Origin of the sequence: Oceanobacillus jeddahensis, assembly GCF_000750635.1 — a bacterium.
Taxonomy (GTDB): Bacteria; Bacillota; Bacilli; order Bacillales; family Amphibacillaceae; genus Oceanobacillus; species Oceanobacillus jeddahense.
This window is the reverse complement of record NZ_CCDM010000006.1, coordinates 284,212-306,421: the sequence shown is the minus strand read 5'-3', so window position 1 is coordinate 306,421 and position 22,210 is coordinate 284,212. Positions and strand designations below refer to the sequence as shown.

General features: G+C 37.5%; 21 protein-coding genes, 2 pseudogenes and 1 riboswitch. Of the genes and pseudogenes, 8 read left to right on the top strand and 15 right to left on the bottom strand.

Features of this window, described 5'->3' with window-relative positions; genetic code table 11:
- Positions 1-321 precede the first annotated feature (321 nt).
- Together BN986_RS22300 and BN986_RS22295 are read right to left on the bottom strand one after the other, a co-directional pair.
- The gene (locus tag BN986_RS22300; RefSeq protein WP_040984317.1) at positions 322-1,209 is read right to left on the bottom strand and encodes a TetR/AcrR family transcriptional regulator; all 888 of its coding nucleotides are present in this window, start codon (positions 1,207-1,209) and stop codon (positions 322-324) included.
- A 336-nt stretch (positions 1,210-1,545) separates the two neighbouring features.
- Positions 1,546-2,427, bottom strand: coding sequence for a LysR family transcriptional regulator (locus BN986_RS22295; RefSeq protein ID WP_040984316.1), 882 nt, complete (start codon positions 2,425-2,427; stop codon positions 1,546-1,548).
- A 111-nt stretch (positions 2,428-2,538) separates the two neighbouring features.
- Here BN986_RS22295 and BN986_RS22290 point away from each other — a divergent pair, with 111 nt between their 5' ends.
- Positions 2,539-3,555: a YeiH family protein gene (locus tag BN986_RS22290; protein ID WP_040984314.1), complete on the top strand. Its 1,017-nt coding sequence runs from the start codon at positions 2,539-2,541 to the stop codon at positions 3,553-3,555.
- A 176-nt stretch (positions 3,556-3,731) separates the two neighbouring features.
- Here the strand turns inward: BN986_RS22290 and BN986_RS22285 are convergent, their stop codons facing one another.
- Both BN986_RS22285 and tnpB read right to left on the bottom strand, forming a co-directional pair.
- On the bottom strand, positions 3,732-3,944 hold the full coding sequence (locus BN986_RS22285; RefSeq protein ID WP_187378606.1) for a hypothetical protein: 213 nt from the start codon (positions 3,942-3,944) through the stop codon (positions 3,732-3,734).
- A 214-nt stretch (positions 3,945-4,158) separates the two neighbouring features.
- Positions 4,159-5,309: pseudogene (tnpB, locus tag BN986_RS22280) on the bottom strand (IS200/IS605 family element RNA-guided endonuclease TnpB).
- Positions 5,310-5,739: 430 nt separating this feature from the next.
- On the opposite strand from tnpB, the pseudogene BN986_RS27770 reads away from it, so the two are divergent.
- Positions 5,740-6,132: pseudogene (locus BN986_RS27770) on the top strand (ribosomal protein L7/L12); the annotation flags it as partial.
- Between the two features lie 114 nt (positions 6,133-6,246).
- Positions 6,247-6,663, top strand: a complete 417-nt coding sequence (locus BN986_RS22270) for an NUDIX hydrolase (protein ID WP_040984310.1) — start codon at positions 6,247-6,249, stop codon at positions 6,661-6,663.
- Between the two features lie 483 nt (positions 6,664-7,146).
- Here the strand turns inward: BN986_RS22270 and BN986_RS22265 are convergent, their stop codons facing one another.
- Positions 7,147-8,160 carry an NADP-dependent oxidoreductase gene (locus tag BN986_RS22265; protein ID WP_040984309.1) on the bottom strand — a complete coding sequence of 338 codons (1,014 nt, stop codon included), beginning with the start codon at positions 8,158-8,160 and terminating at the stop codon, positions 7,147-7,149.
- Positions 8,161-8,351: 191 nt separating this feature from the next.
- Here BN986_RS22265 and BN986_RS22260 point away from each other — a divergent pair, with 191 nt between their 5' ends.
- The gene (locus BN986_RS22260) at positions 8,352-9,056 is read left to right on the top strand and encodes a phosphatase PAP2 family protein (RefSeq protein WP_052401064.1); all 705 of its coding nucleotides are present in this window, start codon (positions 8,352-8,354) and stop codon (positions 9,054-9,056) included.
- A gap of 214 nt (positions 9,057-9,270) precedes the next feature.
- On the opposite strand, the gene BN986_RS22255 is transcribed toward BN986_RS22260, so the two are convergent.
- Entirely contained in the window at positions 9,271-10,593 is a 1,323-nt protein-coding gene (locus BN986_RS22255; protein ID WP_040984307.1) for a replication-associated recombination protein A, read from the bottom strand.
- A gap of 351 nt (positions 10,594-10,944) precedes the next feature.
- On the opposite strand from BN986_RS22255, the gene BN986_RS22250 reads away from it, so the two are divergent.
- Positions 10,945-11,370, top strand: a complete 426-nt coding sequence (locus BN986_RS22250) for a hypothetical protein (RefSeq protein ID WP_040984305.1) — start codon at positions 10,945-10,947, stop codon at positions 11,368-11,370.
- A 224-nt stretch (positions 11,371-11,594) separates the two neighbouring features.
- Here BN986_RS22250 and BN986_RS22245 read toward each other — a convergent pair whose 3' ends face one another.
- Complete coding sequence (locus BN986_RS22245; protein WP_040984302.1) at positions 11,595-12,320, bottom strand: metallophosphoesterase family protein; 726 nt, start codon at positions 12,318-12,320, stop codon at positions 11,595-11,597.
- A 963-nt stretch (positions 12,321-13,283) separates the two neighbouring features.
- Between BN986_RS22245 and BN986_RS22240 the strand changes: the two genes are divergently transcribed.
- A complete protein-coding gene (locus BN986_RS22240; RefSeq protein WP_040984300.1) occupies positions 13,284-13,658 on the top strand; it encodes a hypothetical protein in 375 nt (124 codons plus the stop codon).
- A gap of 126 nt (positions 13,659-13,784) precedes the next feature.
- Here BN986_RS22240 and BN986_RS22235 read toward each other — a convergent pair whose 3' ends face one another.
- Together BN986_RS22235 and BN986_RS22230 are read right to left on the bottom strand one after the other, a co-directional pair.
- Positions 13,785-14,735, bottom strand: a complete 951-nt coding sequence (locus BN986_RS22235) for a cation diffusion facilitator family transporter (protein WP_040984298.1) — start codon at positions 14,733-14,735, stop codon at positions 13,785-13,787.
- Positions 14,736-14,781: 46 nt separating this feature from the next.
- On the bottom strand, positions 14,782-15,105 hold the full coding sequence (locus BN986_RS22230; RefSeq protein WP_040984297.1) for an ArsR/SmtB family transcription factor: 324 nt from the start codon (positions 15,103-15,105) through the stop codon (positions 14,782-14,784).
- 195 nt (positions 15,106-15,300) lie between these two features.
- Between BN986_RS22230 and cax the strand changes: the two genes are divergently transcribed.
- A complete protein-coding gene (gene cax, locus BN986_RS22225; RefSeq protein WP_040984295.1) occupies positions 15,301-16,359 on the top strand; it encodes a calcium/proton exchanger in 1,059 nt (352 codons plus the stop codon).
- Positions 16,360-16,499: 140 nt separating this feature from the next.
- Here cax and BN986_RS22220 read toward each other — a convergent pair whose 3' ends face one another.
- Positions 16,500-17,333 (bottom strand): SDR family NAD(P)-dependent oxidoreductase, encoded by an 834-nt coding sequence (locus BN986_RS22220; protein ID WP_040984293.1) that lies wholly within the window; start codon positions 17,331-17,333, stop codon positions 16,500-16,502.
- Positions 17,334-17,457: 124 nt separating this feature from the next.
- On the opposite strand from BN986_RS22220, the gene BN986_RS22215 reads away from it, so the two are divergent.
- Entirely contained in the window at positions 17,458-18,405 is a 948-nt protein-coding gene (locus BN986_RS22215) for a helix-turn-helix transcriptional regulator (protein ID WP_455565972.1), read from the top strand.
- A gap of 109 nt (positions 18,406-18,514) precedes the next feature.
- Here BN986_RS22215 and BN986_RS22210 read toward each other — a convergent pair whose 3' ends face one another.
- The 5 genes from BN986_RS22210 to phnM all read right to left on the bottom strand — a co-directional run bounded on the left by BN986_RS22210 (position 18,515) and on the right by phnM (position 22,206).
- Positions 18,515-18,829 carry a DMT family transporter gene (locus tag BN986_RS22210; protein WP_040984289.1) on the bottom strand — a complete coding sequence of 105 codons (315 nt, stop codon included), beginning with the start codon at positions 18,827-18,829 and terminating at the stop codon, positions 18,515-18,517.
- Positions 18,829-19,170 carry a DMT family transporter gene (locus BN986_RS22205; RefSeq protein WP_040984288.1) on the bottom strand — a complete coding sequence of 114 codons (342 nt, stop codon included), beginning with the start codon at positions 19,168-19,170 and terminating at the stop codon, positions 18,829-18,831. Before BN986_RS22205 ends, BN986_RS22210 begins: the two co-directional genes overlap by 1 nt.
- Positions 19,171-19,244: 74 nt before the next feature.
- Positions 19,245-19,341, bottom strand: a riboswitch (guanidine-I (ykkC/yxkD leader).
- Positions 19,342-19,479: 138 nt separating this feature from the next.
- Positions 19,480-20,301, bottom strand: a complete 822-nt coding sequence (locus tag BN986_RS22200; RefSeq protein ID WP_040984286.1) for a PHP domain-containing protein — start codon at positions 20,299-20,301, stop codon at positions 19,480-19,482.
- Complete coding sequence (gene phnL, locus BN986_RS22195) at positions 20,291-21,013, bottom strand: phosphonate C-P lyase system protein PhnL (RefSeq protein ID WP_040984284.1); 723 nt, start codon at positions 21,011-21,013, stop codon at positions 20,291-20,293. Before phnL ends, BN986_RS22200 begins: the two co-directional genes overlap by 11 nt.
- 14 nt (positions 21,014-21,027) lie before the next feature.
- Positions 21,028-22,206, bottom strand: coding sequence for a phosphonate metabolism protein PhnM (gene phnM, locus BN986_RS22190; protein ID WP_040984282.1), 1,179 nt, complete (start codon positions 22,204-22,206; stop codon positions 21,028-21,030).
- Positions 22,207-22,210 lie beyond the last annotated feature (4 nt).

Sequence of the window (22,210 nt, the reverse complement as noted above, 5' to 3'; positions counted from 1 at the left end):
TCATCTCCTGTTTCTTCTAAATTATTTAATTGTAAACCATTTTTTAAAAAGTATTTCTGTCAACTCAAACAGTTGAATAATAGTCAGGAATAGATTTTATTTGCCTGTTAATGTACATTATCAGATCAACAAACTTTTCCTCTATCTCGTACGTAACGAAAAGCAAAGAAAAAGAATGTTAAAAAAATCACATTCTAATCTACAAATTTCCCCCTATTATTCTTATAAATTTTTACGTTCGGAGGAGGAAATACCATTTCAAGATAGTAACTCCTCTCCCCCCTTGTACTACTGTCACTTCATTACTTGTTCCCGCTGTTGTTATGTTGTCTGTAACGTTTTTAGGAACCTTTCCATTCGACGAACAAGTGGTTCACATTCTTTTATCTCAGCTAAAAAAAGCAACAAGGATTTAATCATGAATGTCTTTGGTTTTTTCTCATGAATCTCTTTTTGTAATGCCTGAACAGCTAAAATATATTCTTCTTTTGCTTCATCATGTAAAGTAAGTTTCTTCACTTTCTCCAGAAGCTCTTCCAAAAGCTCTTCCATTTGCTGCTCCGGAGTTTTCGGTTCTAAATTTGGTTTAAAAGCTTCGTACTCTTCCATTTGCCAAGGAGGCAAAACAGGTTCTGCATCTCTTGTATGCTGAATCATCGTATCAAATCGTTCGACAACAAAACGGGCAACCTCTTCAAAGTCGAGCTCTTTATGATCACGAAAAATCATGGAGGTATATTCTTTTAATGTACCTTGAAACATAAGTGCAAGATCCCAAATATATGGCTCCACTTGACTTCCATAAGCTTCCATGAAGCAATCTTTATACCAATTCGTCATAGTGATTCTTATCCGCTTCATTAGCAAAGAAATTTTCGGATTATCATGAGGAGGTGAAGCTGTAAGTAACATACTTAAATAATCTTTATTTTCACGGATCCCATCAAACTGAATAACAATCTTTTGAATCAGTTTTTCTTTTGGCGGTAAAGATGATTCCAGATTAAGATTTTCAGCCTGCTCCAGCATTTTCCGATGATTGTGGCGGATAACCTGTATCAATAATTCCTCTTTCGAATCAAAAAAATTATATAATGTTCCCTTGGAAATTCTACAGTCATTAGCTATCTCCTGAACAGATGTGGCAGAATATCCTTTTTTAGAGAAAAGGTGAATCGCTGATTGCATAATTTCTTCTTTTTTATCCATTATTTATCCCCTTTTTAATCATTTCTGAAGCAGCTGGGCAATTTACTGATAAAGTGAAACTTCCTTCCGTGAGAGTTTTACTGGCGCTTTTCTGTGATAAAGCTTTACCTATCCATATGACCATCGAGTCAGTTTAGAACTAATCAGTCAATGATATAGTATAATTGACTAACAGGTTCTCTGTCAACCACTGAGTTCTTAAACCGGATTTATTCTTAACCCCAGTAATAGAATGTATTTCTTTTAATTTGGCAAATAACATCCATAATAAAAAAATCCAGCTGTATACTGGATTTTTTATTGCTATAACGATATTGAAATGGACCATTAAAGTATTTAGGGCATTTTAAAATCATGCAGCATTTTATTAAAAACCTCCAAAGCCTTCGTCTGAAAAGGTGATTTCGTAATGATAAAAAATTCACGTGTAAAAGGAAGTCCTTTAATAGGAATCATCTTTAAATCACCATATTTCACTTCCTTTTGAATAGCCCATTTGGAAAGTAAGGTGATCCCCAATCCAGCTGCAACGGATTCTTTAATGGACTGGGTACTGCTGAAATGTATCACCTTGGAAGGGGTTAGACCAAATTGGTGAAAGAAATTTTCTGCCGCTTCTCTTGTACCCGATCCTTTTTCACGTACTACCCATGTCTCCCTTGCTAAATCGTTCCATTCTATTTCTTCTTGAAGCAGCAATTTATTATCGGAAGAAGCAACAATGACCATCTCATCTTCTGCAAATTCCTCGATAATCATTTCTTTTCTGTTAAAATGCCCTTCTACAATTCCTATATCCAATTGATGAGCTGCAACCAAATCCGCAATATGAGCTGTATTACCTATTGTTACAGCAGGCTCAATATCTGGATAACTTTTTTGCAGGTCAGCAATAATTTTCGGAAGAACATATTCTCCAAAAGTATAGCTTGCACCAATTGTCAGCGGGCCATTGGCGTGATTCATTAAATCATCTGCCAGGTTTTGCATGGTTGTATATAAACCGAGGATTTCTTTTCCATAATGATAGACAATCTCCCCAGCTTTATTTAAACGGACGTACTTATTACTCCGTTCCAACAAACGCATACCCATGCTTTCCTCCAGTGTCCGAATATATTGGCTGACCGCGGGCTGGGTCATATAATGCTCTTCAGCTGCTTTGGAAAAACTCTGCTTTTCTGCAACGGTGATAAATATGCGCAGGTGCTTATCCATCCCTTCACCCTCTTTTCTTCTATTCATAACTATTTACTTATCTTATTTATTATAATAAATTATTTTTCTTATGTACTAATGTTAGCTATGCTATACAAAGGAGGTGCTGTTATGACTTCACAAGCATCCCGGCAAAATCCCCGTTCTGCGGGAAAATGGGTTGGAGGCATTGTATTTACTTTTTTTATCGCTATGCTAGGAGCTCTCTTAGCGAAAATTCCAGGTTTGCATCATGCCGGTCAGCTTGCCTGTGCGATTATCATTGCCATAATATACAGACAATTTTTCGGGTACCCGGAAGTTCTCCGGTCCGGAATTACTTTTTCATCCCAAAAACTTCTCCGGCTGGCTATCATTTTATATGGTTTGAAGCTGAACATAGATACTGTATTCCATGATGGACTCGGACTGCTGCTGCGTGATGCTATGGTTATTCTGTTTGCAATCAGTGTGATGATCTGGCTGGGTAAAGTACTTAAAGCAGATAAACATATTTCGCTTTTACTTGGAGTTGGAACAGGAGTCTGTGGTGCTGCCGCAATTGCTGCTGTTGCACCAATTATAAAAACAAAGGATGAAGATACAGCAATCAGTGTTGGTATAATCGCTTTGATGGGTACTGTCTTTGCGATTGGATATACATTAATCGAACCATTCCTGCCCTTAACACCAATAGATTACGGTATCTGGTCAGGAATCAGCCTGCATGAGCTGGCCCATGTTGCTATCGCAGCGGAACCGGCTGGAGAAGATGCATTAGCTATTGCATTGCTGGCAAAATTAGGCCGGGTATTTTTACTTGTTCCGCTCTGCTTTATTCTCATTTATATAATGAAATTTAAAAATAAGAGTGAACAAGTACAAAATAAAGTGGCTTTTCCTTGGTTTTTGCTTGGCTTTATCTTAATGAGCTTGTTCGGAAGTTATGTGCTTGGAAATACCGTTCCTATATCTGAAAATACGATGGAAGGAATTTCTGCCGCAACAACATGGATACTGACAGCAGCTATGGTCGGACTCGGTTTGAATGTCAGTCTTAAAGACTTGCGGTCAAAAGCATTAAAACCGCTTCTGGCAATCGCTATTACGTCGTTGTTACTTTCAGTTGCTGCCTATTTTATTATTTGAATATATCATAAAACGGCTCTATGAAAGAGTCGTTTTTTCATCTGAAAATCGCATTTTTGATTACTTGTACGTACGTATCATAAGTTAAAGCTATACCATCATTTCATGTTAACATAATTGGTATACCTCTTATCATTCAACACATTCAATCTCATTTTATTCACACTAATTAATGGCTATTTGCTTATATTCATTATTCCGGTAAGCATACCATTGTTCCTCCAAACCCATATCATGGACTTCATCTTTAAACCGGCGAAAAGCCCCCGGCCATGGATTGCTTCTTCTAATTCATCCTGTATCCGTCCTTCCGGCAACGCCCCATCCAAAACCGTTGTACGTCGGAAAGCGGAGTGGCTGGCCGGAGTGGAGCTATGCACAATCAACAATTCCAAAATGGCCGATATTTAACCAAAAGCAAGCATGGCAATGAAGATCATGTTCATCCTGAGATAGCAAGATATATATGCTTATTCTTAGGTGCGTAAGTTGAGTAACTATAATTTATTTTATACGTTCTTCTTTGAACTACTCCACCTTAATTTATTACGAAATTTGAAGATGGAGATTCCTAAGAACACCAACCTACCGGTCAGTTATTTATTAGGCTAACCCCGAAGTCCCTTCGGTTAGAAGTCTTATCGCTTCCGCTTCAATATTCTTACTTGCGTTCATATCTCTATCGTGGTGAGTATGACACGTTGGACACTCCCACTCACGCAGGGCGAGATTCTTAACGTCTTTATGTCGATAGCCACAGCAAGAACAAATCTGACTGGAAGGGAATGTTTTTCCAACTACAACCACCTTCTTACCGTACCATTCCGCTTTATATTCGATCATAGCTCGAAACGCTGACCAACTGACTTCACTGATGGCTCTTGCAAGTCGGTGGTTTTTTAACATATGTGACACTTGCAAATCTTCCATACCTACGATGTCGTGGTTTTTGACAATGTTGGTACTGATTTTATGCAAGTAGTCTGTACGTGCATTTTTGATATGTTCATGAATACGTGAAACTTTTACTTTCTGTTTTGATAGTTTTTCGCTTCATGTAACGGTTTTTTATCTTTTTTCGCCTGTTCGTATCTTCGTGAAAGCTTACGTTGTTCCATTTCTAATTTCTTTTCTAGCGAACGGAGAAAGCGAGGGTTTTGATGAATGGTGCCATCTGACAGAATAGCAAAATCCTTTAAACCAATATCAATCCCTACCGATGTATCCGTTTTAGGAAGTTGATCAACTTCGGTTTCTACAAGAATGGCAATGAAATATTTTCCTGTTACGTTCCGTCTGACGGTAGCAGACAGAATACGTCCTTTCACTTCACGACTTTTAGCAAATTTGACTAAACCTAGTTTAGGAAGTTTGATCTTCTTTTCAACCATAGCAATATTTCCATTGGTGTGCTTGGTTGTAAAGGACTGAATAGGGTGCTTCTTTGACTTGTAACGTGGGGCTTTATTTTGTTTTTTGAAGAAACGGTCAAAACTGTCGGATAGATGTTTAACACTTGTTTGTACAGCGATACTATCCACTTCTTTTAACCATTCATGTTCTTTTTTTAGTTTCGGAAGTTGAGATGAACAAGCACTATATGTTAATCCCTTGCCTGTTTTGGTGTAGGTATCATGCCACTTGGAAAGAAAATGATTGTATACAAAACGAGAACAGCCGATCGTCTTTGCGATTAACCTTTCTTGTTCTCTATTCGGATAGATTCGAAACTTGTATGCTTTGTTTACCAGCATGATTTTCACCTTCTTACCTAGTATGATACCTATTATATCACTTTTTAGTATATTCTTAGATAGCATTTTAAAAAAAGGAATATCATGGAGAAGCCAACTGTTGGATGAAGATTTCCAAAAACACTTTTAAATAGAGTGGATGAATGAAAAGAACAAAGGAATTTTATCACTCGTACACAGGCTATTTTTCATCTATTGTAAGTAGCACTCGAATAGTCGGACAATCAAGATAGCTGAAGCTATTCCTTGTCCGAAGACGATTCATCCCCCACTTACTCATTGGGCTCTGCCCTTCACATTCCTTGAAGATGGGGAGTTTCTCGCCTATTTTTGATAAAAAGTTAAATGAATATTTTTCTTTAGCCATTGATGGTAATTATTCATGATATAATTAAAGGATTAAAAAAATGAAAATCGGAGGTGAATGAGGATGTCCATGGAAGTTATTCTAATTGTTATTATTGTTCTTGCACTTATTTATCTGCTAAGCTTGCGAAATCGAAATAAACATGCCCAAGAACAAAATCATCGGCCGCCTGAAGAAGTTATTCCAGAAGTACAACAAAGACTTGAAGCGGGAGAGAATAAAATTAAGCTTATTAAATATGTCCGTGAGGAGACTGGGCTTGGATTAGAAGATGCGAAAGACTTAGTCGAGGGAAACTATAAAATAAAAACCCCCGTTTCTGACGCAGAGCTTCAGCAAAATGTACAAGAGATGCTCCAATCCGGTATTGGTGAAATTAAAGCAACGAAATACGTTCGTGAACAAACGGGACTTGGACTAAAAGAAGCAAAAGATTTTGTAGATAATGCTAAAAAAAATGAAAATATGTAAACCGCTATTTTAATTTACTCTGTTTCCAAAGTAACATCAGCCAAGATAGCCTGTTCAGATAAGCTGACTTATGTTTCTTGGCAGAAGGGCAGTGTTATTGTGAACCCAATCAAGAAAGTATACGGATATATAACAAGGTTAAAAGATCATAAAGTGCAAGTTCTTGTTTTTCAACATTCTAATCCAGAAGCCGGAATACAGGTACCTAAAGGAACCGTAGAAGCCGAAGAAGATACCGTTAATGCTCTTATTAGAGAAATGAAAGAAGAAACCGGGCTAGAAGGGCTTCATGCTGAAACATTAATTGCAGAAGATTTGTGGGAAAATGCCGATGGAGTTATACATCATAGGTTTTTTTATCAGATAAATATTGCTTATTCCCTTGATGAATGGGTACATCAACCAACGGGAGGCGGTGAAGAGACCGGGCTATCCTTCCATTATTTTTGGATTTCTTCTAAAAATGACATAGAACTTGTACGGGGACATGCGGATTACTTAGATCTTATTTTTTAACAGCTTATGCTTCAAAATAAAATAATGCCCAAAATTGGATTATTCATTCTTTTACGATTTGACATAAATAAAATAATTCATATAGAAATTGATTAATACAGTCGTATAAGCATATCATAACGTTTATTTTTATCTTGCTGGTAAAGGAAGAAACTTATCTATAAAACGAAACTTCATTCAGTGGGAGTTTTTCGACGCACAGGATGTGCTAGTACAGACGTTGCGACAGGACGTCGCGAACTTAGTCTGCTTCCTTCATTCTCCCACTGAATTAGCCTAAGTGATTCAGGGAGTTAACGCCCGTTATCTCCCGCCTAAATTAATTTATTTTCGCTCTTTATTTTGTGGCGGGAGTTTTACGGGCGGTTCTCCGGGATAAAATAGTACAGCATTTCCGTTTCTGATAATGTTGTCTATTAAATCCAATTTTTAATGAGAAAGCCGCTTATTCAACGCATGAATGAAGCGGCTTTTTCTAAAGACTTATTCTTTGTCAGCAACTTTCACAAGCTGCTTTCCTATATTCTCTCCGGAAAACAACCCTAAAAATGCATCCGGAATGGCATGAAATCCTTCTTGAATGGTTTCCTCAAATTTCAATTCACCATTAGAAACGGCTTCTTCCAATGCCTGATAAGCTTCATCATAGTGGTCGGCAAAATCTCCAACCAGCAGACCCTGCATTTTTACACGTGATTTAATAAGGAATTGCTGGACACGCAGACCAATGTCTTTTTCTCCTTCTTCTAAATTATAGGCAGAAATAGCACCACATACAGGTACGCGGGCAAACACATTTAATAAAGGCCAGACAGCATCTGAAATTTCCCCGCCGACATTTTCATAGTAGACATCAATTCCATCCGGGCATGCTTCTTTCAGCTGCTCGCTGATATTTCCTTTTTTATATTCAACAGCTGCATCAAGTCCGAGTGTTTCTGTAATGTAAGCAGCTTTTTTCTCTGATCCAACAATTCCCACAACCCGGGCTCCTTCTTTTTTAGCTAACTGTCCAGCAACCTGTCCAACAGCTCCTGCTGCTCCGGATACAACAACAGTCTCTCCTTTTTTAGGCTCACCAATATGCATCATTCCAAAATAGGCGGTGAGCGCAGGCATTCCTAACACACTCAGTGCATTGGAAGGTTTCATTCCTTTTGCATTAACCTTCCTCACTTTATTTTCTTTAACAACATTGTATTCTTGAAAATCGAGTGCGCCTGTTACCAGGTCGCCTTTTTCAAAATCACTGCTGTTCGATTGGACTACCTGACTTACTACTGCACCCTTTAATGGCTCCCCTACTTCAAAAGGAGCTGCGTAGGATGGACCATCCGACATTCTCCCACGCATATAAGGGTCTACAGATACGTACAACGTTTTAAGCAGCAGCTCGCCTTCCTGCGGTTCTCCGATTTCCACTTTTTTAAATTGAAATGTATTTTCGTCCGGCAGTCCATTTGGACGCTCTTGAAGTATTAACTGTTCTTGTGTCATTTTTATTTCCTCCCTGGAGTTACTTATATTAACAAAATAAACCTTTATGTATCTTTTCCTTTCTATTTAATAGGTTAAACATAACTTTTTTGTTTTTTTCCATGCAAAAAAGCTTGTTATTATGTACAATGAAAATTTGATATTTAAATAAATGGATAAATGAAAACATAGAGAGAAGGAAGGTTATCGTTTTGAAGTCTCAAAGATTGCATCCTGTTTCTTTTTTATTAACAGGTATTATATTTTTATTATTATTCGGTGTCATCACCTGGGGGATATATTTTGAAAACAGTTGGATCCATTCCTTTGATTTATCATGGATCGAACGGATTCAGGGAACTATCTCTGAAGGGAAAACATCCTTTATTATGTTTATGACAGAACTGGGAAGCATGAAAGCTGTTATCGCCATGACAATCATTATTTGTATTGTATTATTTTTCAAACGTAAATTTGCAGAAGGATTATGGTTTGGCGGTACGATTCTTTTCTGTGCAGCAATTGGCGGAAAAGTGTTAAAGAAAATCGTTGACCGTGATCGTCCTGCTTTCTTACAGCTTATTGAAAAAACGAATGAAAGCTTTCCAAGTGGACATGCCACAGCAACGACGATTTTCTATGGCTTTATCGGTATGGTACTTATTCTTGCTGTCTATCAGGTTTGGAAAAAAATAATTATCGGCTTTATCACACTTATTTGGATTGGTTTTATATTGTTTACGAGAATTTATTTAGGCATTCATTTCCCAACAGATGTGCTTGCTGGATTTGTATATGGTTTAGCTGCTGTATTTATTTCCATAGGTATCTATTTGCTTGTTCGTGAGCCGCTTCGTCAGCTGCTTCAGAAACTTCATTTGGCTGATCATAGCCAGGCCTTCAAAAGAGCAAGATAATACGAAGAAAGGCATCCGTATGAGATACGGATGCCTTTCTTTTCGAAATTTGCGGCGAAAGAACATGCAGTTCACATCTGCATACGTACATTGTCTCTCGACTTACGCAAATCAGCTCATCGCAAAATAAAGTATAGCATGGTTTTAGTTAAAATACCACGCTTATTTTTCATCTTCCAGTCAGAATTCTTTCATCCCTTCATCAGCTGAGCTCTTAATTATTCCTTTCCTGCCATTCTTTCACGTAATTTAATCTTTCTTTAAATTTTTTCTCATGCCCTTGCTCCGTCGGGTAATAGTACTGCTGCCCCTCCAAAGAAGGCGGCATAGTTTTCATTGTTGTTAATTTTTCTTTTTCATCATGTGCATACTGATAGCCCTTTCCGTAATCGAGTTCTTTCATTAATTCTGTCGGTGCATTTCTTATTTGTAAAGGTACAGGTTCATTGATCGATTCCTTTACATCTTTTTTCGCTTTCTGCCGTGCATAATACACCGCATTTGATTTTGGTGCCAGTGACAAATAGATGACAGCTTCTGTAAGATGGACATCACATTCCGGCATTCCGATATAACGGCAAGCCTGAAATACATCTGTAGTAATTGTCAACGCACGCGTATCAGCTAAACCAATATCTTCACTCGCGAAACGAATTAACCTTCTGGCAATATAGATTGGATCCTCTCCGGATTCAAGCATCCTGGACATCCAATAAATTGCCGCATCCACATCACTGTTCCGCATCGATTTATGCAAAGCAGAAATGATATTATAATGTTCTTCCCCGCTTTTATCATATAAAAAAGAGGTGCGGTTAATCAGCTGTTCCAGATTCGACTCATTGATATAAATGCCTTCAGCGTTTGTACCGCTGTTTAACACCGCCATTTCTAACGTATTTAAGGCACTCCTTGCATCTCCATTAGCAAACTTCGCAATCGCCTCTAAGCTTTGTTCGGTTATATGAATATCCTTATCTCCAAAACCATACGGATGGTTTATTGCATTTTTTAAAAGGTTGACTATATCAGACATTTCCAGTTGGTTTAAAACAAAAACCTTACTTCTCGATAACAATGCTGCATTTACTTCAAAAGAAGGATTCTCTGTTGTTGCTCCGATTAAAATAATACTGCCATTTTCTACATAAGGCAGAAAAGCATCCTGCTGCGCTTTGTTAAACCGGTGTATTTCATCAATAAAAATAATGGTTTTTTCACCGAGATCACGCCTTGTTTCAGCTTCCTTCATTAAATTTTTGATGTCCCTGATACTGCTGTTTACTGCAGACAGGTTAATAAATTTTGATTCTGTCTTATGGGCAATAATTTCAGCCAATGTAGTTTTGCCAACACCGGGCGGTCCCCAAAAAATAATCGAAGTCACCTGATCATTTTCGATAAATTCACGCAGCACCTTCCCCCGCGCCAATAAATGCTGCTGCCCGACAAATTCATCCAGTGTGCCGGGACGGACACGGCTGGCAAGCGGGGAATTTCTTTTATTATCCTCTGCAAAAAGCGATTCCTGTTTCATTGGACTCACCTCTCTCTTCAACAAATTGCTTGTTATAATGTAAAGATATTTATATTAAAGCGTAAAATTGACAACTTTAGATATAATTATTTATAACAATAAAAAAAGCTCAAAAGAACGTTTGTTCCATTATATCAAATGTTTTTCTATTTGCAAACCTTTCCAGACTAAGTAAATAGCAATGAAGGCCGTACTATGGCCCTGCCCTTAGGCATATGCTTTTACGGAACTCTCAGCGACCTTGATGTGGCAGTAATCTCCGTCACAGCAAAGTTTCACTTTATAAATGAATAAAAGATAATTGCTTTTATGCTATAATAAAACAAAGTATTTACGGAAGGAGGGTTACATGTGCTTTTTGTACAAATCTTTTTGATCATTATTATCGTTGCAGGAATTATCTATTTATTATTTTTACGCAAAAGAAATAAATTCAATCCATCCCAATCACAAAGGGATCCGTTCGAGGTCATTTTAGAAGCTGAAGAAATGATTGAAAACAATAAAAATAACGCATCTCCTTTCAAATATATACGAATCATGAAATATGTGCGGCAAGAAACGGGTATGGGCTTTTTCGAATTACAAAGATATGTAAAAAATACGGACTCTCCATATCTAAAATTAGAAGACCCGGAAGTCGTAAACCATTTAAAGGATATGCTTGAAAATAATGCAGATGAGCATAAAGCTGTAAAGTACGTGCAGGATCGCAGCGGATTAAATTTTGAAAAAGCAAAGGATTTTGTTGATAAATTCAAAAAAGCAGGCATCTAGACATCAATTACCTGATTACTGGACCCGAAGAGTTTTTATAGTAATAAGAAGCAGCAACTATTATAAAGAAGTTGCTGCTTTTTATATAATTTCATTTTAATTAACTCCTTTGAATCTTCTTTATAAAAAATTTTTTCAGATATAAGCTGGTTAAATAAATACTTCTCGCAGCTTTCGAAACCCATGGATATTCGCATCTCTCAGACCTTGCTGCAGATTTACTCTTATTCATGATTGATATATGTTGTCTCGTAAGAATCTTCTGTAATGATTAAACAGTTTAACCTGCCTCCATAAGCACAAGCGCCATCAATCCCAATTTTTTTATTTCCAAAAAAAATGCTATTATCATTTGTGCCACGAATAAACTGTGTCGGTGTATGCCCATGCACAACTGTAAAATCATGTGGATGGTCAAACCCTAAAAATTCATGACGAATCCATATTTTATCGAAATCAGGAGTGTCTTTCCAATCCTTTAATGATGGATCAATACCAGCATGAACAAAGAGATGATTTTCCGTTTCATAATAATATGGCAAGTTGGACAGAAATTCTAAATGATCGCTGTTGTTTTCTTTGATTTGTTCTTTAGCTGCCTGTAAATGTTCCCCTGTAGCATTAGCTGGGAAAAATTCTTCCCCCGCATAAGACTCCAACGTATCCATCCCTCCGTTGATCAAATAACGCCTCTCCTTATCTGGATTGTTACTGAATATACACTCCAGAAACATCTGGTCATGATTCCCCCGTAGTGCAACAGCTCCTTCTTCTACCAGTTTCATAATGTAAGCCACCGTACGCTTTGGCTCAGGCCCTCTATCGATATAGTCTCCAAGCAAAATAAGCTGATCTTCCTCTGGATGATAATTATTTAATTGTAATAGCTGCTCAAGCTCATCATAGCAGCCATGAACATCACTGATCGTAAGAATTCTTTTATTTGTCACGGTTATCACTCCTCCACAAATGTAGAATATTATTCGTGATTTAACCAATTCTACAAAAATAACACCTTTCATTAAGAACTGATTATTATAAAAACCCTTACTCTATTATACCCTTATTTAACGTTAGATAAATCTGCAGCAGATATGAATGCAATTCTTTGTCAGCACGTAAAGGTTTCTGTCTTCTTTAGATTTAACCTCCTCTTTGTCGAAAATAATTACTTTCTATCTTTATTAGGCGAGAGGACTCCCAACCTTAAGGCAGGCTAACATTGCAAAGTCTGCACTAGTACGTCCTGGGACTAGGGCTGGGGCTGCGATTACCAATGTTGTCAGGTTAATACGACCGCTGCGGAAAAACACTCCGCTAGTTAGCCTTATTGCAATCTACCAGTATCAAACATAATCTTAATGAAATTCACTAACCTGACAACATTGCTGCGATTACTCGCCCCATCAAAAAACCATTGTACGTCGGAATGTGCAGGGTGAAACCCGATGAGTAGGTAGGAGGTGAATAGTCTTTTGCATTTACAAACGTTTGTTCGCGAAATATAATGTCCTTGAAAGACGCTCTTTGAAAACTGAACATAGCAGGTTGTGGCAAGAATCGTTGCTTTGCCACGTAAAATGTTCAAGCCAAACATGTCAGCCATGGCACACAAACGTGTGAACCTCATATAGGCTGAAAAGTAGTCTCAGGAGGCAGGACCAATGGGATAGCGGGGTTGGGTGTTTTTAGCACACCAATGTGTCAACTCCACTGGTGGTTAATCGGTATCTTGAAAGTCGACACCCCAGAAACCCCCACTTCAAATTTCTTTAGAAATTAAGTGGTGGGAGTATTCATTCTTAAAGACTATCTATGTAACAATATGACTGAACTCGACCTGAATTATTTTTCTCAAACACTTTCCAACCTATTAAGATTCATTTATACTATTGAAAAAGGAGGTGAAAGCAATGGAACAAGAAACGATGCTAAAAGAAATATTGCATGCTTTAGATCTTCATTCCAAACAGATTGATAAAAGGTTTGGGCAAATTGATGAAAGGTTCGAGCAAATCGATAAAAGATTCGAACAGATTGATGAAAGGTTCGAACAAATCGATAAAAGATTTGAACAAGTTGATAAGCGATTCGAGCAAATGGATTCCAAGATGGACAACATGCGAACAGAATTAGAAGCCAGAATGGATAAAGGGTTCGAACACTTAGGCAAAAAAATAGACGGAGTTCGTGCAGATTTAACAGAAACACAAAGTACAACTGATTTTCTGTTAAGTAAAACAGCACAACATGAGAAAAAGCTCCGCTACTACCCTGACCCTCAATAATTCACTTCTCATAACCATATTCCAATGTTAAAAGTCCCCTGTTGTACTACCACCGTATAAAAACAGGGGACTTATTTATTTACTTTCTTAGCGAAATATTCATAATAACTAAATTTCTTCTTGTTGTTAATGACTATGTCCATGCCCCGCGTCAATATCATATTCTGCGTGGCATAGGATAGAATCTTTATGAGGGTGCGTATCGGTTTCTACCTGAATCGTAACGTGACCAATTTCCTTTTCTCGCAGCTCTTCTTCCACTGCACGAAGCAGCGCTTGACTTTCCTCCACCATCATGTTGCCATCTACAATAATATGACAAGAAAGTGCATTTTGTCCGCTGGTGATACTCCATACGTGTAAATCATGGATACCTCTAATGCCTTCAATACGCTCGATAGTCTTCACAACATCGTTCAGATCAACATTAAGCGGAGCTCCTTCCATCAAAATATGAACAGAGTCCTTCGTAACACGCCATCCGCTAATTAAAATCAGCACTGCGACCAACACACTTGCTGCTGTATCTGCCCATGTCCAGTGAAAGAAAATCATTAGAAGCGCCGCAGCAATCGCCCCGACAGAACCTAGTAAATCACCAAGAACATGCAAGAAAGCTGCGCGCATATTCAAATTGTCCTTCGTATCTCCACCGCGTAACATGGTAAAGGCTACAAGAATATTGACTACTAAACCAATTGAAGCAATAACTAGCATACCGGTGGACGCTACTTCCGGCGGGTCAACTAATCTTTGAAAAGCTTCATAAAAAATAAATAGTGAAACTGCAAGTAAGGTGACGCCATTCAAAATAGCTGCCAAAATTTCAAAGCGTTTATATCCATAGGTCTTAGCATGGTTCGCAGCTCTTTCTCCTAATATAAAAGCTATCAGAGCAATAAGTAAGGATATAGAATCACTTAACATGTGACCGGCATCGGCTAATAAAGCCAGACTATTTGTAAGAATCCCGCCTATTACTTCTACAATCATAAACACGGTAATAATAATAAAGCTGATGACTAAAGTTTTTTTATTGGCACCATGCGTATGATCATGATGATGTCCCGCTCCCATATGAAAACCTCCTTATTTAAAAATCAGATGGGCTACTAAGTAACTGTTAACTGTGGCTTGCATGGTCTATCATTTGTTTTAAAATCAGCATCACGTGTTCATCATCCGGTGAATAATAAAGCGTGGTACCTTCCCGGCGATACTTGACAAGTCGTAAATTCTTCAAGAAACGCAACTGGTGGGATACCGTCGATTGCCTAATGTCTAAAGCCTCTGCAATAGCATTTACAGAACATTCTTTTTTAAAAAGCAAATGAAGAATGCGGATTCTCGTCGGATCACCTAATGCTTTAAATGTTTGTGACACGATAAATAATGTTTCACTGTCCAGATCGACAGATGTATTATTTTCTATTTTATAATTCTCCAAGGTATAAATTCCCTCCTTCTCTTAAGTTTGGCTAACAATGTTATGATTTAATCTTATTTTCATTATATGAACATATTAACATATAAGCATATATATAACAAATATAACTATATACATATCTTTTCTCTTCAAAATAATATCCATTTAATCTGGGTAACCTATAGCTATCCAAATATAGAAAACGGAGGGATAAAGATGAATAAATTATTTATGATTCTTGTTTTCATCGGACTGCCACTATCCATCATAGGTTCTATCTTTCATTGGTCCGCCGTCATTATGTTTATAATTTATTGTTTGACAATCATTGCATTGGCCGGTTTTATTGGCAGAGCCACCGAAAGTTTAGCGATCGTCTTGGGACCAAGAGTTGGTGGTTTACTAAATGCAACTTTCGGAAATGCTGTTGAACTTATTATTTCTATCTTTGCATTAAAAGCCGGACTTATCGGTATCGTGCTAGCTTCGTTAACAGGCTCTGTATTAGGTAACTTACTACTTGTCGGTGGATTATCCTTTTTCGTAGGTGGTCTGAAATATAAAAGGCAGTCATTTAGTATTTACGATGCACGTCATAATGCGGGTATGTTAATTTTTGCTGTTATTGTTGCATTTGTTATTCCTGAAGTATTCACCCAAACACTGAATGATCGTAACACGATGATTGTTAGTGTCGGGATAGCTGTCATTTTAATTGTGTTATATTTAGCAGCATTATTATTTAAGTTTGTTACCCACCGTGGAGTTTATCAAACAGATAACGCACAAAATGAGTCCAAGCATAAGGAAGATCCGGAATGGGGAAAAGGAAAAGCAATTATTATCCTGGCACTTGCAACGGCTGCTGTTGCTTATGTTTCGGAACATTTGGTATCAACATTTGATATCGTTGGAGCAACATTTGGATGGTCGGAATTATTTATTGGAATCATTATTGTCGCAATTGTGGGAAACGCAGCAGAACACGCATCAGCGATCATTATGGCTTATAAAAATAAAATGGACGTCGCTGTTGAAATAGCCATCGGTTCTACCCTACAAATAACGATGTTTGTCCTGCCAATTCTTGTTTTATTATCTCTTTTCTTTTCAACATCGATGCCGTTAGTCTTTACATGGCCGGAACTTATTAGTATGGTAACAGCCGTTTTATTAATGATTACCATATCAAATGATGGGGATTCCAATTGGTTTGAAGGACTTACATTATTAGCTGCATATGTGATTATGGGAATTGGATTTTATTTTATTTAAGGTCAGTAATAGAAAATTCGCTTTTTAATAGCAACCGCATTTTTTTAGCCAGCGTCCCTTTATATAAGAACACTGGCTATTTTTATATAGAGAATAATTATTTTCAATCAATCCATTCTTTTAACGATGATGTATGGAATCTATATTGTAAATGGCGGAATATAACGCCCATCAATATCTGTAAATCCATACTCCTTCGCTAACTCTCCAGCTCTGAACACTTGCCCGTTTTTCCCCATTACATTCGGGTCATTGGCTAATGCTGTTATGCCCCGTCCGACATAGTATGGTGTCTCCGTTTGCTTTAAATCATCTGCTTCCGTCCAATGTTCTTCATCTGCACCATGGTATTTTAATACAAGCTCAGTCCTCATAAAACCGGGAGAAACGGCAAGAACAGCAATATTATCCTCTTTTAATTCCATAGAAAGCCCGTATACCATTCGCACCAACGCATTCTTAGCTAAATCATAATAAAACTGTCCAGTGTACTTACCATGATCCCAAAACGTCGTATGAACAATGAAAGCTTGTTTATTTTCTCGAAGCAAGGGAACAGCAAAGTGATTTACTGCCAGCTGAGCACGCACACCTGCTGTAAACATCGTATCCCAATTTTTCAGTGACAGCTCCCAAAAAGGTTTCCCTTCTACACCTAAATCATGTGCGCCCCACACATTATTTATCAAAATATCCAGCTTTCCCTGCTCTTTGCGTATTTGGGAAATAACAGCTTCTGTTTCTACATCATTGGTATGGTCACATTGTACTGCGATTCCTTTTCCACCGACAGCTTCTATTTCTAAAACAGTATCATTAACGGTCCCCGGCCAATTATTCGTAGATGCTCCTCGGACACTTCGACCTGTGACATATACGGTGGCACCAGCTTTTCCTAACTCTACAGCAATACCTCGCCCAGCACCTCTGCTACCGCCCGTAACAAGAGCTATTTTTCCATCCAGTGTTTTCATCAATTTCAACCCTTTCTTCATTAGATATTTTCATTATAAAGACTAATTCTTGACATCTATTGTCATATTATATTAAATATAAATAATTCATTGGAAAAAGGTGATATTTATGAGAGGCGATCGTTTGATATCGATACTTTTAATACTACAGGCTCAAGGGCAAATGACTGCTAAAGAGCTGGCTGAAAAACTGGAAGTCTCCGAACGGACAATTTATAGAGATATGGAAGTTTTAAGCGGATCCGGCATTCCTGTTTTTGCCGATCGCGGAAAAAATGGCGGCTGGTCATTAATCGATGGGTATCACACTGATTTAACCGGTTTAAAAGAATCCGAAATACGTGCTTTATTTGCTCCTGTATCTCCACAATTACTGGAGGATTTGGGATTAACTCGCACCTCTGAGGATGCCCGCAATAAGCTTATTGCTTCTCTCCCTGATGTTTATCGAAAAAGTGCGAAGGATATATGGAATCGTATTCATATTGACACCAGCTCATGGCGAGGTACAAAAGAAAGAATAGCCTCCTTTGAAATGCTAAAAAATGCGATATGGGAAGATGTCAAACTGGAAATTATTTACCAGCGCGCAGATGGACAAATAAATAACTATATTGTACAACCACTCGGGTTGGTTGCTAAAGGAAGCAGCTGGTATTTTATAGCCGCTAAAGAAAGTGGGGATATTCGAAATTACCGCGCCTCACGGATCCAATCTGCCACTCCCTTAAAGGAAACATTTGAAAGACACGATAGCTTTGACATTGCAACGTATTGGAAATCATCTAAAAAAGCTTTTATCAATACATTGCCATCCTATGAAGTTTGGGTGAAAGTCTCTGAGGAAATTTTCCCGAGACTATCCTTTTCAAATTATTTTGTACGAATAATGGAAACCAAGTCTAACATTGAAAAAGGTTGGAGACCTGTTAAATTAACTTTTGATACGAAAGAAGAAGCAAAGAGATATATTCTCGGATTCACAGATCAAATGAAAATAATTGAACCAAAAGAACTCCATTTGGAAATTTTTAAAATGGCTAAGGAAGCTGTTGCTCATTATAAACCATAGTATGAGGTTATTTAATCTTCTTAAAATAGTAACAGAAGATATCATTCAGATAAAAGCATCACCGTTTGTTTCATTGAAAATAAACGGTGATGCTTTTATCAAAAATGTTTTAAGAGAACAGCTTTAAACCAACAGCTGCACCTAATACCATCGCGATAAATACAATTCTCTTCCATTCTTTTGGTTCGTTATAAAAAACCATCCCAGCGATTGCGCCTCCAGAAGCACCAATACCTGTCCAAACAGCATAAGCAGTTCCCATAGGTAAGGTTTCCATTGCATATGCCAAGAAATAAAAGCTGGCTCCAAAACCAAGAACTAACAGGGCTAATGCCTGCCAGCTACGATCTTTGTGTAATTTATTTATCATGGTAACACCAAATACTTCAAACAAACCTGCTATAACTAATGAAGTCCAAGCCATCACGATTCAGCCCCTTCTTTAACATTATCTTTTGTTACTAATTTCAAACCAATGACCCCCGTCAATAAAATGGCAATTAAAAGGATTTTTACTAACTGAAACGGCTCACCGAAGAATACAATATCTGCAAAAGTTGTTCCTGTAGTGCCCAGCCCAACAAAAACGGCATAAACCGTTCCAACAGGGAGCTTTTTCCCTGCCATAATCATTAAATAGAAGCTAACAATGATTGCGATTACTGTCCCAGTCCAAGTCCAAAAATCATAAGCATGTTTTAAACCAATTACCCAAAACACTTCAATCACTGCAGCAATAATCACTTGTAACCAATTCATATTCATTCCACTCGAACCTCCAATTTAAATGATGAGAAAACAAAAAAGAGACAAAAACCCGAGAGATAACTGTTAAACAGTTCTCCCGGGCTTTTGTCCCTCCGTGGCACAGCTAAGCTGCGAGTTTTCTCTCGGTCCAGACCAACTATTTGTTGCGGAACCCTAGAAAACATTCAACTTATTTATTTAGTTTATATTATACATATGTTTGGGAGATAGTCAAATCAATAAATAATCATTTTGTTATACATTATAATTTTTTTGTTGCGGAAAAAAGAAAACTTTTCAGTTCAAATAAATAATTGTCTACCCTACTCAAACATTCTTTCTATCATCAAGTGCCGGAATGGTAGGGCTTGTTAATGCTCCTACATCGATTTCTATTCCAAAAACCCCATGATAGTCTGTTCCCCCGGTCATTAAAAGGTTATATTGATCGGCTAGTTCTTTTACTCGCCATCGATCTGCTTCTTTATGATCAGGGTGCTCTAACTCAATCCCCCCTAAACCTATTTCAGCCAAATCCGGAATAATATCATAAGAATCCAATTGGCCTGGATGAGCAATAACTGCGATACCGCCATCTGAAACAATTGCTTTGACTGCATCAAAAGCATCGACATATTCGATATCCTTTTTTGCAACTCCCTCCCCTTTAAATAATGATCGATATATTTGTTGATAGTCATTTGAATTATACGGTTTATTTGTGATATGACGCATGATATGTTGCTTATAAATAGTGTTCGATGGACTGGCAATTTCCATGATTTTATCTCGTTCAAGACGATAATCCAAGGAATTAATTTGATCAATTTGCCATAACGAGTTCTCATGTCTCCGTTTTAATAATACATCACATATTTCCTTAATATGAGGTGCATCAGTGCGATAATGATAACCTAAAATGTGCACCTTTCGACCACGTTTATAATCATAAGCGGAAATTTCAATTCCTGGAATAACATGAATACCATATAATGTAGCTACTTTTTTAATTTCTTGCCACCCAATAACTGTATCATGATCTACAATACTCATATGTGTGATATTCGCTTTTTTTGCTTGTTTCATCAATGCTTCAATAGAGTCTGAACCATCAGAATAATGACTATGTACATGTAAATCAGCCTTCATGCAACACACCATCTGACGCCACTGACACTTTATTGGATTTCATCTCAAATACTTTATCGCATAACCCTTCCATAAATTCAATATCATGGAAGATACCAATTAATGTTGTTCCTTGGTGCTTTAATTTTTCAATCATTTCACGAACTTTTATTTTTGATTTTTGGTCCAAACTTGCTGTCGGCTCATCAAGCAGTAATAACCTTGGCTTTTTCACTGTAGCTATTGCTATATTCAGCCGTAATTTCTCACCGCCAGAAAATGTTTTCGGATAGCTATCCCATAACTCTGCATCCATTTCAAAGTGTGTTAGTACCTTTTCAGCTTCTACCTGAGCATTTTCTTTAATTTCACCCATTTCTAACAATGCATTTTGCACTAGCTCCCGGCAAGTTGTTCTCGGCATAACATTTAAAAACTGTGATACATAACCAATCTCATTCTTACGCAAGAAAATTATTTCACGCTCTGTTGCTCGAGCTAAATCTATTTTGCCAAACTGTTTCGAATTGTATAAAATCTCACCTCTATCCGGCAGATAAGTCCGATAAATACTTTTTAAAATAGTGGACTTGCCACTCCCACTCTTCCCTATAATTCCAATAAATTCACCAGTATGAAGTGTAAATTGAACTTGACCAACAGCTGGAATCCTTTTATTCAAATGGTGAATCGTAAAAGCTTTTCCAAATCCATTAACCTCTAATATTGTCATGCCACGACCTCCTTTTAACTCATACGATAATTCGTCGTTGTCATCAACTCTCCATTTACCATTGTATTCGTAAGCATTGGGTAACCATCCTGCATACGTTTGATGACAAGCAGGTCTGCTTTTTTTCCTTGTTTAATGGAACCAATCTCATTGTCCATCGCGACAGCCTGAGCCGGATTTAAAGTCACCATCATAAACATTTGATGTAAATCCTCTCCCCTGTCATGTAGTTGAAAAATAGCATGAAGCAATGCTGCTGGATAATAATCACTGCATAAAATATCTGCACACCGACACTCAATCGCTTCTTTCGCAGATAGATTGCCAGAGTGAGAACCGCCTAATAGTATATTTGGAGCGCCTACAATGGTTTGAAGACCGTGTTTCTTTGCTTCTCTTGCAATTTCAAGCGTAATTGGAAATTCACTGATAGTCGTTCCATAGGCTTTTACCAGATCCAGCTTTTGGACATTGTCGTCATCATGAGAAGCAATTGCTATACCTTTCTTTTGTGCTAATGCTGCAACTTCTGTTATTTTCTCCATTGTTAACAATTCGGTGCTTTTTCGCTCTGCAATTAATACACTCACCTCTTCATCAGAAAGATTACGATGGACCTTCGTATTCTCCCGATAAATTTCTAAATTACGATATTGTCCTTGACCAGGTGTATGATCCATAAATGACAATAAATGAACTTTATCATCATGAATGTTTTCTACTAGCTGATTAATACCTTCTATATTATCCAACTCAAATCGTGCATGTAATCGATGACGAATCATGTGCAATTGATTTTGTGACCGATGGATCGTATCTACCATTTGCTGCATGTTTTCAGGGTGGCGAATTTGTTTATGTGTCATCATCTCTTTACGATAAAATGAAAGCGAATGAAACATTGTAGTGATACCATGGCTGATTAAAATCTTCTCTGCCTCTCTTAAACTGAGTTGGAAATCCATTACACTCGATGGTCTGGGAGATACTACAGTCTCAATATAATCTGAATGAATATCAATAAATCCAGGCGAAATATATCCCCCATCAGCATCGATAGATTCCGCTTCTTTAAAATGGCTTACTTTTTCTTCAGGAATAATTGAGTGAATAAGATCATCTTTTATGACCACGGCATGATTCTCTAGTATGGTACTTTCCGTTACTACCTTTCCATTATGAATAATGTACAATGAT